Below are 13,149 nucleotides of genomic sequence, written 5' to 3' on the forward strand. Positions count from 1 at the left end.
CCCTCAAAAATACTCTTAGCAAATATAAAGTGGTTATGCTATAAGCTATGACACGGTTTTTGCCTCGTTTACTTTTTAATGAATGACAGTCCATTGACCAATCCTGATATAACCCAACTCGAAAAAACAGCTCTGGAATTAAGACGACTCGCCCTCAAGATTATTTTTCAGGCTGGGTCGGGTCATCCAGGTGGTAGCTTCTCGGCTACAGATTTAATGACAGCCCTGTTTTTTGGTGGAATTTTAAATAACGATCCCAAGAATCCCAATGACCCCAAAAGAGACCGCTTTTTATTGAGCAAAGGTCACGCAACAGGAATTTATTATGCAGTGCTCGCCAAGGCAGGATACATTGCAGAGACAGATCTCGTCAGTTATAGAAAAATTAACAGTTCAAAGTTTCTTTCCGGGCATCCACATCCCAAAACCCCTGGAATAGAAATAGCCTCTGGAAGTTTGGGGCAGGGACTAAGCATCGGACACGGTATAGCATTAGGAGCCAGGCTTGATGGTTATGATTCAAAAGTTTACGTAATTCTCGGCGATGGAGAATTGCATGAAGGCCAAATCTGGGAAGCCGCCATGTCCGCAGACAAATTCAAAACCAACAATCTCGTTGCGATTGTTGATTACAACAAGGTCGCACAAGACAACATCACCAAAGACCTTAAAGACCTTGAACCTATTGAGGAAAAGTGGAAATCCTTTAACTGGGATGTCCACAGGATCGACGGGCATAATATGCAGGCTATCATGGATGTTCTGCAACTACCTCTGCACCCTGAGAAACCGCGCGTGATCATTGCTGATACAATCAAAGGCAAAGGGGTTAGTTTCATGGAAGGAAAAACCGCATGGCATGGTGTGGCTCCTTCACAGGAAGATTATGATAAAGCTTTAAAGGAGCTGGTGTAATAATGAAAGATGCCGCCACACGTGACGCTTATGGTCAGGCTCTTGTTGATTTGGGTGACGACCCTCGCATAGTCGTCCTTGATGCGGGAGTGAGCGACAGCAGCCGTTCGAAAAAGTTTGGCGATAAATATCCTGAACGTTTCTTCAATGTGGGGATTGCCGAAGCAGACATGGTTTGCACAGCTGCGGGACTGGCAACCACAGGTAAAGTTGCCTTTGCTACAGGATTCGCCTGTTTCCTGTTAGGGCGAACTATGGACCAGGTGCTGGTCAGCATCGCTTATTCCAATACCAACGTGAAACTTGTAGGCACACATACAGGGCTGGCCGTCGGTGAAGATGGGCCAACCGCTCAAATGATCGTGGATATGGCTTATATGCGTGCAATGCCCAATATGATTGTCGTTCAACCGGCGGACTGGGAAGAAACAACCCAGGCAACCAAGGCATTGATAGATTATGAAGGCCCGGCATACTTTCGTTTGGGTCGACCAAAAGTAAAAGGCATTTTCGACAGTTCTTACAAGTTTGAAATTGGTAAGGGCAGGGTGGTTAAAAAAGGCTCTGACCTGGTTATCTTTGCCACCGGGATCATGGTCCAGGAAAGTCTGACAGCCATGGAAATGCTGGATAAAGAAGGAATCAACGTCACACTGGTTAATATCTCGACACTGAAGCCGATTGACCGCGAACTCGTTATAGAAATGGCATCCAGCCATAATGCCATCATCACCGCTGAAGACCATAATTATATAGGTGGACTCGGAGACGCAGTCGGCGAAGTTCTTCTTGATGCACAAATCTCAAAACCGTTCAAGCGAATCGCCGTCAAAGACCATTTCGCTGAAACGGGCACCGGCCCACAACTGTTCGAAAAATACGGCTTGTCCGCCAACCACATCGCCAAGGCAGTAAAAGACAGCTTAAGTTAGCTGAAAGTCACCCTGAGGCTGTTTAAAGAAATAAACCATCCAAAAAGCAGGGAACAGCCTCACAACCCTTTATAAATCCACCAACATCTTTTAGTTGACATAATATATGTTATGGGAACCTGAATTCACAGGCTTGTTATCAGTGCTTTTTGAATCTCAACCACCGAATACACCTCCCGAGTCTCAAATCGTATCAGGGGCAACTCGACTGTTGCAAAAATCTCGTCGAGAAATATATTTTCCTTGTCAAATTGCTCGTGCAGGTCTTCACTTAATTTAATGACGCAAGCTATTGCTTCATTGCCTTTACGCACCAACACAAAATCAACGCTCAATGATTTGATTCGGTTAAATGCCCGGAAATGTTTCTGGAAATCCACATCAACCAGATCCACCCCCCGGCATTTAGAAAAAACCATGAACTCCGGACCAACGGCTTCTACCAGCGCGTCGTAGAATTTCCGTTCCGTACCCCTGAAAAAAAACTGTTTTTTTGTATGGAAAATATGTGGATTTGAGAAATTTTTGCTCTATCCAGCCGAGGATATTTACGATAAACCATAAGAAGATTAAAATAATCGCCAATGCCGCTATGGGCTTGAACAATAATTTTTCAATTGAAAATTCCATATCAAGTCCGTATTTGGGCATAAACCAGAAAATTGATTGTATATCCAGAATGCCCAAAAGGGAAATATCTTGACTATTTTATCCCAGACTACGATAGTACGACTGTTTAAACTTATAGCCGTAAATCAGTCTGGAAAACACATTATTTAACACCCTCACCTGGCCTCTCACTTTAAGGGAGAGGAATTAGAGGAGGATTCAATAGACAAATCAATTCACCCAGCCCTACTTTGAGCAAGCGGGGTTCAATGAGCTTTCCTTATTCCTATGTGCGGTATCGCAGGCTTCATCAATTTTGACCCTTCTGTCCAACCTGAAAATCCGGTCAGAGTTTTGCGTAATATGCTCGATAAATTACGCCATCGCGGCCCTGATGATCGTGGAGAAGAACGCATAGAAATTGATACTGGCCCTATTCTTCATCTGGGTCATCAGCGATTTTCCATCATTGACCTTTCCCAGGCCGGACATCAGCCAATGTCCAACGACGACGATTCAGTCTGGATTTCAACGAACAGCGAAATTTACAATTACCGGGAACTGAGAAATGAACTGGCGTTTCAATTTCACTCCCAGTCCGATACCGAAGTTTTATTGAGAGCTTACGAAAACTGGGGAGTTGGCTGTCTCGACCGTCTGGTGGGCATGTTTTCTTTCGCCATATGGGACAGCAAAAAAGAAGCTTTATTCATCGCACGTGACCGTTTGGGAATCAAGCCACTTTATTACCATATAAAAGAACAGCAGTTTACTTTTGCCTCAGAACTACGTTCCCTGCTGGCATCCGGTTTTACTGACAGGTCCATCAATTCTACGGGACTCTACCAATTCCTTTCGTTTGGACATTTAAAATCCCCTGAAAGCATTGTCAATTCGGTTCGGGAGTTAAAACCCGGACATTATTTATGGATCGATAAAAACGGTGATTGGGAAGAGAAAGAATATTGGAATCCATTTCAAGGAAATCATGTTCCGGTCAGTACCGAAAATATAGAACAGCAAGTCAAAGAGGCTGTTGAACAATCGGTTCAGTGTCGAAGAGTCAGTGATGTACCTTTAGGGGCCTTCTTGAGTGGTGGAATCGACTCCAGCGTTGTAGTCGGAACACTCGCCAGCCTGTCAGACGACCCAGTTAGCACATTGACCATTGGTTTTAAGGAAAAAGAATTTGATGAGTCGTCGTTTTCCCAGGAAATAGCTGATCGATTTAAAACCCGTCATCAGGTTTTATGGCTGGATGAAGACCAGCTTTTAGAGGCTCTCCCCTCTTCACTTTCTGCCATGGATCAACCCACGATTGACGGCGTAAACACTTTCCTCATTTCCCGCTCAGCCCATGAGGCAGGGCTGAAGGTGGCCTTAAGCGGACTAGGTGGTGATGAGCTATTTGGGGGTTACCCCTCTTTCCAATTGGTGCCCAAACTTCTTCAAAGAAAAAAGTGGATAAAATCTATTCCCTTCATGAATAGTATCGCAGGATTAAACAGGAGCCTGTTTCCTTCCGACCAATCCACAAAAATGGAACATTGGATGAAAGGGAAATTAAGCGGAGCGCATGAATACTTTCTTATCCGTGCCTTGTTCTGTCAGGATCTCTTAACCGATCTATTCAACGATCAAAAACTGGCACAAACCGAGATAGAAAAAGACTATCAACGAACCCATAACCAGTTAAAGCAATACCCGGCAGATGATATTTTTAATCAGGTATCGTATCTGGAAACTTATCATTACCTGCAAAACATGTTATTGCGTGATGCTGATATGATGAGCATGGCGCATCCTTTGGAAGTAAGGGTTCCCTTCATGGATCATCGCCTGGTCGAGATGATATTCAGATTACCGGGCAATGAAAAGGACGGGACTCCGAAACGATTGCTGGTCAACTCGATGAAGTCCTTATTGCCAGAGAATATATGGAGCCGAAAAAAAATGGGGTTCACCTTTCCTTTCGAAATATGGATGCGTGGAGCATTGCGTTCTGAAATAGAAACCGTGCTATTATCCCCACTGCAGCAACTTGACGACCTGATATCGCAACAGTCCGTGACCAATATCTGGAACGAATTTATTTCAGGCCGAATCTCCTGGTCAAGGCCCTGGTCACTTTATGTTTTGAAGTCCTGGGTTGATAATAATCTCAGCTAGACGGGGATTCGTTGGTCTATAGCCAGTCAGGTATTCAAAGAGCTATCCAAGCACAAGACAAAACTATGGAAATTCCTTTTTATCAGGTGGATGTTTTCACCAACAAGATTTTTGGTGGAAATCCCTTAGCTGTTTTTACCAACGGGCAGAATTTTGCAGAAGAAGACTTGCAAAAAGTGGCCAGGGAGATGAACTTATCCGAAACCACCTTCGTTTATCCTTCTTCAACTGATAATGCGGATTTTGATGTTCGAATTTTCACCCCTACCAGTGAAATCCCTTTCGCCGGTCACCCTACTCTTGGCACAGCATATGTTCTCAGAAAATATAAATCAGTAAATGCCAGTACCCTGAATTTAAATTTTAAAAATGGAATCATCTCCGTTTGGACAGAAGAAGACAAGGTTTATATGCAGCATCCACCTGCAGAAACACTTCATGAGCTGAATCCGTCCGAAAAAATAGCCAATGCTTTGGGATTGCCTCTCAAAGCTTTAGATGAAAGCCTACCCGTTCAGGTTGTCTCGACAGGGTTCCCAGCATTATTAGTTCCAATAAATAAAATAAATGATATCAATGAGATAAATATTAATTCCCAGATTTTACATGAAGTGTTGAGCCCTTTGGGGATTGGCATGATTTATCCCTTCTGTCGTGAAACCAGGAGCCCTGAAAATACGGTTCATGCCCGGGCATTTGCACCAAGCCTGGGAATTCCAGAGGATCCGGCTACAGGGAGCGTCGCTGGAGCAATGGGCGCTTATTGGGCCAGAATTAATGGTGGGAATGTGATAAATATGGTCATCGAGCAGGGCTACGAGATGCAGCGCCCTTCGTTAATTTATGTGAGTGTCTCAAAAGATAATAAAATAAGTGTCGGAGGTCAATGCAAACCTGTGTTTAAGGGCTGCATGAATACGGGGTAATAGTATTCAGGCGAGCTTTTTCTCCTGGGTCTCTGCAGGTGTATGTTGACAATTTGCACAGAGATGCCCCTTTTCCCGTCCACACATCAGGCAGGTCTCAATTTCACCATGTCCCTTGAAAGCACCACTGCAATGGTTGCAACGGCTATCAACGATCGCTTTTTTCTTTATTCGACGTTTAACCCGTCTTTTATTAACCAAAAGCTGAGTATAAGAAATATTCATTTGATCCTCATTCAAACTATAGATATCTACGAATAATAGGATGAGGGTTCAGCAAAATAGTTGCAAAAAAATCAAGTGAATTCAGATTTTTGCCAGAACACCTTGGTTTACAACATCCCGACGCTCCGTCCCAAACAGAATTTCGACAAGTTTGAGAGAAAACTCCATAGCCGTACCAGGAGATTTACTGGTAACAATATTTTTATCCACAACCACTCTATCCTCACTATAGCCGGGGGCTTGCAAATGATTTTGAACAGAAGGGTGACTGGTAATACTATGTTTAGCAAGAATTCCAGCCTCTTGTAAAACCAGTGGGGCAGCACAAATCGCGGCAATATTTTTTTTGAGGCCATCCATTTTTTTCACCAATTGTATAATTCTGGCATCCCCTTTCAGATTATCGGTACCCGGTTGCCCGCCTGGTAATACAATCAAATCAAACTCCTTATCAAGGACATCATCAAGGTTCTCATCAGGTAAAACAAGAACACCTCTTGAGCCTTTCAAAGGGCCTTGAATAGTTCCTGCAAGGATTACACGCGCACCTGCCCTCCGCAGAATATCAACGACGGTAATCGTTTCAATTTCCTCAAAACCTGATGCTAAAGGGACCAGAACTGTCTTCATGGGTGATCTCTCCAAAAGGATTAATTTTTTATACTGATTTTATAGAGTTTTAGTTATAACCCTCAAGTCTTTCTTGTGCCGTTTAGCCGCAGATGCTAAAATTTTATACCTTTCTCCAATATATCAATATCTTGGCTATGCCGTCTTCTCATGTTAAACAAAGCTTTGGTGATACAGCTTACGAAAAAAATCCTATTCAGGATATGTTCAACGCTGTTGCGCCAAAATATGATTTTCTAAATGGTCTATTGAGTGCCGGTTGTGACAGATATTGGAGAAAAGCAGCAGTCGATGAACTGGAACCTGTTACAAACCGACTGTTTCTTGATGTCGCAACAGGGACAGCAGATATTGCTCTTGAGCTTGCCCATAGAGACCAGACCCGTGTTATTGGTGTAGATTTCAGTGATGCCATGTTGAAGCTGGGTAAAAATAAGGTGTCTGAAAGAAAGATGGAAACATCTGTCCAATTACTGCCAGGAACTGCTGAAAACCTGCCTCTACAAAAAGACAGTTTTGATGGAGCGATTTCAGCTTTTGGAGCGCGAAACTTTGCCGATATAAATACCGCCATTGGCGAAATTCATCGTGTTTTGAAGCCCAAGGGTAAAATTGTAATTCTGGAGTTTTCTTTTCCTCAAAATGGGTTATTGCAGTGGCTTTATCGTTTATATTTTGAGAAAATTTTACCAGTCATGGGACGCTGTATTTCAGGGCATAAAAACGCATATTCTTATTTACCAAATTCCGTTGGAACCTTTCCAAAAGGTAAGGCATTCGCTTCAATTCTTAAAGATGTTGGGTTTGAGTCCGTGAAGTTCAGGGAATTGACCTTGGGAATCACAACTATTTATACAGGATTTAAACATGCCTGATTCAAAACTCTTTCATCACGTTCGAAAGTTTGCGTGGGCTTGTTTGATTGTTGTCGTTGTCCTTATAAATATTAATTTATTTCTCGATAGTTATACAGGGCCTACCCTGAACAAAGCTATTCCCAAAAGCATTGAGGACAGTCAGGACTATAAAAACCTGTTAGATTTGCAAAATGCTTTTATTCGAAACGCAAAAACCATCAAACCTTCGGTAGTCAGTGTCAACAAGGTTAAAGAGCTTGTAGAAAAATCATCCTGGTATGAGCCGCATGGTTCCAGACCCTGGTATTACTCTCTTAAAAACTGGTTTGCCGAAAATCTGAAAAGTCGAAAATTCAGTATTGAAAATATGGGGTCAGGCATCATTCTCGATTCAAGTGGACACATATTAACCAATTACCATGTTGTTGAAAAACTCGACAGGGTCTTGATCAAATTATCCGATGGAAAAGAATACTTTGCCAAAATCCTTGGCTATGACGCTTATACCGATCTTGCAGTATTGAAAATATCAACATTACGCAGGCTCCCTGAACCCGAGTTTGGGGCATCCAGTTCCTTAAGCGTGGGCGAATGGGTCATGGCTATTGGCAATCCTTATGGACTGGAAGGCACCGTCACCGTTGGTGTAATAAGCGGGACTGGACGCACTGATCTTGGGATAAGCCATTATGAAAACTTTATTCAGACTGACGCCTCGATAAATCCCGGTAACAGTGGTGGCCCTTTGATCAACCTTGATGGGGAAATTGTCGGAATCAATACAGCTGTAGCCGCAATTGGATCTGGGGTGAGCTTTGCCATTCCTGTAGAAACGGCCTTGAAAATTGGAGAACAACTGATCCGTAATGGTTCGGTGGAAAGAGGCTGGCTGGGAATAGGAATTCAGAAATTGACTCCGGAACTGGCAAATACTTTCAAATTGAATACACTAGGCGTCGGGGTACTGGTAAACAGTATTGAAAAAGAAACTCCAGCCCAGTCTGGAGGTATGCTCCGTGGAGATATCATCATACAGTTTGATGGGCAAACCATTTCAAGCCTGAAGTTCTTCCAGAAGCTCGTTGCGGATACCGCGATTGGTAAAATTGTACCGGTAAAAATTTTCCGTAATGGTCAGGAAAAGACTTTGAAAATTAAAGTCGGAAAAATGCGTTCCTAGCTCCCTGTTACCTGGAATCCAGCCTCAACAATACGAGCGGATATATCATCCAGCTTTGATTTTGAATCATCATAATCAACCGTAACTTTTTTTTGGTCAAGATCTACCACCACCTTTTCAACCCCTGCCATCTTACCCACCGTTTCGTTCACAGTCTGAACACAATGTTGGCAAGTCATACCATCTACGTTTAAAACGCTTTGCATTACTCGTTCCCTTTATTAAGTGTTAACTTCGTTATTATCTAATACTGTTAAGTGATTATCTCATGAATTTTTATTAATAATTCAAGACTCAAAAAAAATCTTTACAAAATACCAAGTGATTTAAAAACAAATATTTTTCACAGAAATTTATTAAAAAACTCAAGAAACTGACATTTTAGCCGTAACTAAATTAAGGCAGTTTGGAGACTGCGCTAAAAAAAGGCTTTCAATCAACTGGGTCTTGGAGGACCTGGTATTTATAAAGCCTTAAAATCTAATAAATTCCAATTTCATGGAGGAAAATGGAATGGCACTTTGAATCTTCAATAATTTAAGTTCCGCTATAGCCCAAAACAGGCTAGACACCAACAACCGCAATCTTGGTGAATCGATTGGAAGGGTTGCTTCCGGAAATCGAGACACAAACGGTGCAGATAAATCTGTATCTGAACTTCTCAATTCCGACGCACGCACTTTAAAACAGTCGGCGAAAAACCTTAATGATGGAATCAGTTTCATTAATGTTGCCGAGGGCGGATTAAATGAACAATCTGGAATTCTGATACGTATGCGGGAACTATTATCCGCAACAGATGGTGCCCTGGGTCAAACAGAGCGGGATACATTGCAACTTGAAATCAATTCGTTGAGAGACGAGTTTAACCGTATCGCTAATTCAACAGAGTTCAACGGGCAAAAACTTTTGGATGGTTCTCTTGCATCAGACGTTGCTGACCATATCGTAATTGTTGTTGGCCTGGATTCTGATCAAAGCGGAAGAATAGATTTAAATACTGATGTGAATTTGGGGGCAACAGATTCGACCACTCTTAATCTTGACGATCTATCTGTAGCTACCTTTGAAGATGCCATATCAGGGTTTTCTAAGGTTGACGAAGCTATAGCAACCATCAGTGCTTATAGAGGAAGTATTGGAGCCGCACAAAACCGATTCGCGCGTGCCTTGAATACTTTGAATGTATCGATTGAAAACTTGACTGCCGCATCTTCAACGATTAAAGACGCTGATTTTGCTGAAGAATTCACTGAATTGACCAAGCAACAACTTTTAGTTCAGTCTTCAGCGGCAATGGTAGGACAGGCAAACCTTATACCTGAAGGAGTATTATTGCTACTGCAACAATAAGACAACACTATGAATGAATTAGAAATAACAACAAAAATTGGCAGGCGAAACCCTGTTAACGGATCAGCCAAGGGAAAGATAAAGCCTACATCTGACAAATCTTCTTCCCCTGGAAACGTTGACAAGGTAAAGCTTTCAGGGTCTTCCAAGGCTCAAGCCTCAGCAAATCCAAGTAAGGCAATCACGAGCGAAATTCGACATGACCTTGTGAATAAGTTTCGTGATGTATTGCAAAATGGATCTTATGAGGTGAAAGCAAATGAGATCGCCGACAAAATTGTTCAAAAAATCCGGGAAAACAAAAACCATCTGGTTTTATAGATTTTTTAGCAATTAATTTACTGCTGAAATCAAACTGTTTTCAGTGAAGATAGATTTGGGAACTTAGCTGTTGATTTAAGCTTATCTTCCCAGGTCTTTCCGATTCTGTTTGATCTCAAGTCAAGTTGCTCCAGCTTTTGCAGCTTATCTGATTTAGCTAAAATCTCCATCCCGATCCGTGTAATGCTGTTATTTCTTAAATCCAGCTTTCGAATACTTCCCAGCCTTTCGGATGATAACAAAGCATCCAACCCGTCATCACCCAATTGATTTTTCCTCAGATCCAGGTTTTCAACATTTTCCAACCCTTGATATTGGCTTAAATATGCCATTTCGAACCAGGTCAAATTCATACTTACTAATTTTAATACTTTTGGGTTGAGTGATAATCTGGCACTCACAAATTTCTCGAACAAGGTAAGACTTCGCACTTGTGTACCAAATAAACTCTTGTCTATTGCCGCATTTATGTCATCAATATTTCCTTTTGTTTCATAAAATATCTTCAAAAGCATTTCTTTATTTAACTCATCCTGGTTCAACTCTTCTGAACTCATGCCTACCCCTAGCTTAAGTGTAACTATTACAGATTGGAATGCATAATAACTGATTTAAAAAATTTTGTTATACTTTCTCTTGAAAAGTATAAGCTGTGTAAATTGATTTCGAATTAAAATAACATTCATACTCGAACTAATATCTAACCAGTGAATATTGCCAAATTTTTATTTTCAAAAATCTTTTCAGCTTTTATGGATATTTTTCCTATTATAGTGGTTATATCATTTTTTCAACTGGCAATTATACAAAAGCCTTTTCCCCACCCGAGTCAAACTCTTTCAGGCGTTCTTCTCGTAGTCACAGGACTCTTCATTTTTATCCTGGGACTGGAAAGCGCCCTATTCCCTATAGGCGAAAAAATGGCCAATGAGTTTGCTCTGAAAGGAAATCCATGGTGGATCATTTTTTTTGGGTTTGCATTGGGGTTTTCCACTACTATCGCGGAACCCGCTTTAACAGTTATTGCTGGAAAGGCTGGTGCCCTTGCCTCAGGGGCTGGGGCAATAGCTAACGAGAAGAAATCCATAGATAATTTTATTTTAGGGCTGCGTTTTACCGTCGCATTTTCTGTAGGGCTTTCCATTGCAATAGGTGTAATCCGGATTATGAAAGGCTGGCCTCTGATATGGTTCATCATTGGTGGCTATACCCTGATTGTATTCGCTACATTTTTCGCCCCGAAGGAGATTATAGGTATTGCATATGATTCTGGAGGAATCACGACTTCTACAATCACAGTTCCCCTGATCACAGCACTAGGTGTAGGCCTGGCTACCTCCATAAGGGGTCGAAACCCTATGTTAGATGGGTTTGGGCTTATAGCCCTGGCAAGTTTAAGCCCAATTATATTTGTTCTGGGGTATGGAATTCTTATTTATGGTGTGGGCAACTAATGGATAGCGAAGTTTTAGACACATTAGGAAAAGCTTTTAAAGGAACATTACTGGATATACTTCCAATAATTCTGGTTCTGGGCTTTTTTCAAATCGTCGCCATTCGCAAGTTTGTTCCACATCTCAAGCAAAAACTGATCGGGCTGGTATTGGTAGTTGTTGGACTTGCAATATTCATCGTTGGACTGGAGCAATGTGTATTTCCCATAGGCACAGAAATGGCCCATCAATTGACGGACCTGCAATTTCTTGCCGGGAATGATTCTGAAAAAGTAGAATTCCTGAAAAATGCCAAAAAGATTTCACCTGAAATTTATTTCTGGACCTATGTTTTTGCTTTTCTGATTGGGTTTTCCACAACCCTTGCTGAACCGGCATTGATTGCCGTTGCGTTGAAAGCAAATGAAATAACCACCGGTGCAATTTCTGCATGGGGTTTGCGAATAGCCGTTGCACTGGGTGTCGCGGGTGGTGTAACGCTGGGTGTATATCGCATAGTAACCGGAACTCCTTTGCATTACTATATTGTAACAGGGTACGCTCTATTACTTATCCAGACATGGTTTGCACCCAAACAGATTGTTCCACTCGCATATGATTCAGGTGGTGTTACAACCTCTACCGTAACAGTGCCTTTGATTGCGGCACTGGGAATTGGATTAGCCATAAATGTTCCCGGTCGCTCACCTTTGATTGACGGTTTTGGGTTGATCGCATTCGCTTCCCTTTTCCCTATGTTCACTGTCATGGCGTATGCTATGATCACTGAAAATCGGACAAAACGTACAGAGAATGAAGAACCATCATAAGGAGTAAATAGCTCATGCGTTTTAAAGTCATTTTAGCAATGGTAAATGAGACTTATCAGGACACTGTTATTGAATCTGCAAAAGCGGCTGGCGCAACAGGTGTCACCGTTTTAAATTCCCGCGGCGAAGGCATTCATTCGCACAAATCTTTTTTGGGACTGACAATGGAAGCTCAAAAAGATATGCTGCTTTTCCTGGTTGAAGATTTCATAGCCAACAATATTATGGAAGCTATTTATGAATCAGGACATTTAAAAGAGCATGGCAATGGAATTGCTTTTAGCATGAATGTAGACAGGGCAATAGGATTGGAAAGTCAAATGCCCACTATGGAAAAAGATGCTAAAGACCGTTATTTTTAATCAGCTTAGGAGAAAATAATGACCAAGATTCAAAAGGTCCGTGACGTCATGATGGCCAACTTTACTAAAGTAGAGGGAGTCATGAAAGTCTCTGATTCATTGAATATGATGCGAGAAAAAAAAATCAACGCCATTCTAATAGAACCGCGTGACGAAAATGATGTTTATGGCATCATGACCTTGAAAGATATTGCAAGAAAAGTAATCGGACAAGGAAGAAAACTCCACGAAGCACATGTATATGAAATAATGTCTAAACCTGTTTTATCAATAAATGCAGATATGCCTATTCCCTATGCGGCAAGGTTTTTGACAAACTTCAATGTATCTTACGCTATGGTAATTGAAAATAACAAGGTTACGGGAATGGTTTCTCTGAACGGCATGGTTGACCGGTGGGAAGATTA

The 13,149-nt window shown here is 41.8% G+C and carries 16 protein-coding genes and 1 pseudogene; 12 read left to right on the top strand and 5 right to left on the bottom strand.

Annotated features, from left to right (window positions below):
* Window positions 1–78 precede the first annotated feature (78 nt).
* Window positions 79–915, top strand: coding sequence for a transketolase (locus F3741_05635; protein MZG30282.1), 837 nt, complete (start codon window positions 79–81; stop codon window positions 913–915).
* A complete protein-coding gene (locus tag F3741_05640) occupies window positions 915–1,847 on the top strand; it encodes a transketolase family protein (protein ID MZG30283.1) in 933 nt (310 codons plus the stop codon). The genes F3741_05635 and F3741_05640 overlap by 1 nt, the downstream gene beginning before the upstream one ends.
* Window positions 1,848–1,972: 125 nt before the next feature.
* Here the strand turns inward: F3741_05640 and F3741_05645 are convergent, their stop codons facing one another.
* Entirely contained in the window at window positions 1,973–2,353 is a 381-nt protein-coding gene (locus F3741_05645) for a DUF2726 domain-containing protein (GenBank protein ID MZG30284.1), read from the bottom strand.
* 391 nt (window positions 2,354–2,744) lie between these two features.
* Between F3741_05645 and asnB the strand changes: the two genes are divergently transcribed.
* On the top strand, window positions 2,745–4,625 hold the full coding sequence (gene asnB / locus F3741_05650; protein MZG30285.1) for an asparagine synthase (glutamine-hydrolyzing): 1,881 nt from the start codon (window positions 2,745–2,747) through the stop codon (window positions 4,623–4,625).
* Window positions 4,626–4,690: 65 nt separating this feature from the next.
* Window positions 4,691–5,551 carry a PhzF family phenazine biosynthesis protein gene (locus tag F3741_05655; protein ID MZG30286.1) on the top strand — a complete coding sequence of 287 codons (861 nt, stop codon included), beginning with the start codon at window positions 4,691–4,693 and terminating at the stop codon, window positions 5,549–5,551.
* A 6-nt stretch (window positions 5,552–5,557) separates the two neighbouring features.
* Here F3741_05655 and F3741_05660 read toward each other — a convergent pair whose 3' ends face one another.
* Window positions 5,558–5,776, bottom strand: a complete 219-nt coding sequence (locus F3741_05660) for a hypothetical protein (GenBank protein MZG30287.1) — start codon at window positions 5,774–5,776, stop codon at window positions 5,558–5,560.
* Between the two features lie 81 nt (window positions 5,777–5,857).
* Window positions 5,858–6,406, bottom strand: coding sequence for a DJ-1/PfpI family protein (locus tag F3741_05665; protein ID MZG30288.1), 549 nt, complete (start codon window positions 6,404–6,406; stop codon window positions 5,858–5,860).
* A 137-nt stretch (window positions 6,407–6,543) separates the two neighbouring features.
* On the opposite strand from F3741_05665, the gene ubiE reads away from it, so the two are divergent.
* Both ubiE and F3741_05675 read left to right on the top strand, forming a co-directional pair.
* On the top strand, window positions 6,544–7,281 hold the full coding sequence (ubiE, locus tag F3741_05670; GenBank protein ID MZG30289.1) for a bifunctional demethylmenaquinone methyltransferase/2-methoxy-6-polyprenyl-1,4-benzoquinol methylase UbiE: 738 nt from the start codon (window positions 6,544–6,546) through the stop codon (window positions 7,279–7,281).
* A complete protein-coding gene (locus F3741_05675) occupies window positions 7,274–8,443 on the top strand; it encodes a PDZ domain-containing protein (GenBank protein ID MZG30290.1) in 1,170 nt (389 codons plus the stop codon). The genes ubiE and F3741_05675 overlap by 8 nt, the downstream gene beginning before the upstream one ends.
* Here F3741_05675 and F3741_05680 read toward each other — a convergent pair.
* Window positions 8,440–8,649 carry a heavy-metal-associated domain-containing protein gene (locus tag F3741_05680; protein MZG30291.1) on the bottom strand — a complete coding sequence of 70 codons (210 nt, stop codon included), beginning with the start codon at window positions 8,647–8,649 and terminating at the stop codon, window positions 8,440–8,442. The genes F3741_05675 and F3741_05680 overlap by 4 nt on opposite strands.
* 307 nt (window positions 8,650–8,956) lie before the next feature.
* Between F3741_05680 and F3741_05685 the strand changes: the two are divergent.
* Together F3741_05685 and F3741_05690 are read left to right on the top strand one after the other, a co-directional pair.
* Window positions 8,957–9,796, top strand: a pseudogene (locus F3741_05685) (flagellin FliC).
* Window positions 9,797–9,805: 9 nt separating this feature from the next.
* Complete coding sequence (locus F3741_05690) at window positions 9,806–10,117, top strand: flagellar biosynthesis anti-sigma factor FlgM (GenBank protein ID MZG30292.1); 312 nt, start codon at window positions 9,806–9,808, stop codon at window positions 10,115–10,117.
* A 29-nt stretch (window positions 10,118–10,146) separates the two neighbouring features.
* Here F3741_05690 and F3741_05695 read toward each other — a convergent pair whose 3' ends face one another.
* Window positions 10,147–10,674, bottom strand: coding sequence for a hypothetical protein (locus F3741_05695; protein ID MZG30293.1), 528 nt, complete (start codon window positions 10,672–10,674; stop codon window positions 10,147–10,149).
* 195 nt (window positions 10,675–10,869) lie between these two features.
* Here F3741_05695 and F3741_05700 point away from each other — a divergent pair, with 195 nt between their 5' ends.
* The 4 genes from F3741_05700 to F3741_05715 all read left to right on the top strand — a co-directional run.
* Window positions 10,870–11,571: a DUF1538 domain-containing protein gene (locus tag F3741_05700; protein ID MZG30294.1), complete on the top strand. Its 702-nt coding sequence runs from the start codon at window positions 10,870–10,872 to the stop codon at window positions 11,569–11,571.
* On the top strand, window positions 11,571–12,380 hold the full coding sequence (locus F3741_05705) for a DUF1538 domain-containing protein (protein ID MZG30295.1): 810 nt from the start codon (window positions 11,571–11,573) through the stop codon (window positions 12,378–12,380). The genes F3741_05700 and F3741_05705 overlap by 1 nt, the downstream gene beginning before the upstream one ends.
* A gap of 14 nt (window positions 12,381–12,394) precedes the next feature.
* Window positions 12,395–12,742 (top strand): P-II family nitrogen regulator, encoded by a 348-nt coding sequence (locus F3741_05710; protein MZG30296.1) that lies wholly within the window; start codon window positions 12,395–12,397, stop codon window positions 12,740–12,742.
* Between the two features lie 18 nt (window positions 12,743–12,760).
* Window positions 12,761–13,149, top strand: a 389-nt coding sequence (locus F3741_05715) for a CBS domain-containing protein (GenBank protein MZG30297.1), incomplete at its 3' end; no start/stop codon positions are given.

The sequence above is a fragment of the Nitrospinota bacterium genome, from assembly GCA_009873635.1.
In the GTDB taxonomy this organism is placed as follows: domain Bacteria; phylum Nitrospinota; class Nitrospinia; order Nitrospinales; family VA-1; genus LS-NOB.

Bases quoted from the DNA above. Each gene is read 5' to 3' on its own strand.
- F3741_05635 (MZG30282.1), top strand. From the start codon at position 79: ATGAATGACAGTCCATTGACCAATCCTGATATAACCCAACTCGAAAAA.
- asnB (MZG30285.1), top strand. From the start codon at position 2,745: ATGTGCGGTATCGCAGGCTTCATCAATTTTGACCCTTCTGTCCAACCT.
- F3741_05655 (MZG30286.1), top strand. From the start codon at position 4,691: ATGGAAATTCCTTTTTATCAGGTGGATGTTTTCACCAACAAGATTTTT.
- F3741_05660 (MZG30287.1), bottom strand. From the start codon at position 5,776: ATGAATATTTCTTATACTCAGCTTTTGGTTAATAAAAGACGGGTTAAA.
- F3741_05665 (MZG30288.1), bottom strand. From the start codon at position 6,406: ATGAAGACAGTTCTGGTCCCTTTAGCATCAGGTTTTGAGGAAATTGAA.
- ubiE (MZG30289.1), top strand. From the start codon at position 6,544: ATGCCGTCTTCTCATGTTAAACAAAGCTTTGGTGATACAGCTTACGAA.
- F3741_05675 (MZG30290.1), top strand. From the start codon at position 7,274: ATGCCTGATTCAAAACTCTTTCATCACGTTCGAAAGTTTGCGTGGGCT.
- F3741_05680 (MZG30291.1), bottom strand. From the start codon at position 8,649: ATGCAAAGCGTTTTAAACGTAGATGGTATGACTTGCCAACATTGTGTT.
- F3741_05690 (MZG30292.1), top strand. From the start codon at position 9,806: ATGAATGAATTAGAAATAACAACAAAAATTGGCAGGCGAAACCCTGTT.
- F3741_05695 (MZG30293.1), bottom strand. From the start codon at position 10,674: ATGAGTTCAGAAGAGTTGAACCAGGATGAGTTAAATAAAGAAATGCTT.
- F3741_05700 (MZG30294.1), top strand. From the start codon at position 10,870: ATGGATATTTTTCCTATTATAGTGGTTATATCATTTTTTCAACTGGCA.
- F3741_05705 (MZG30295.1), top strand. From the start codon at position 11,571: ATGGATAGCGAAGTTTTAGACACATTAGGAAAAGCTTTTAAAGGAACA.
- F3741_05710 (MZG30296.1), top strand. From the start codon at position 12,395: ATGCGTTTTAAAGTCATTTTAGCAATGGTAAATGAGACTTATCAGGAC.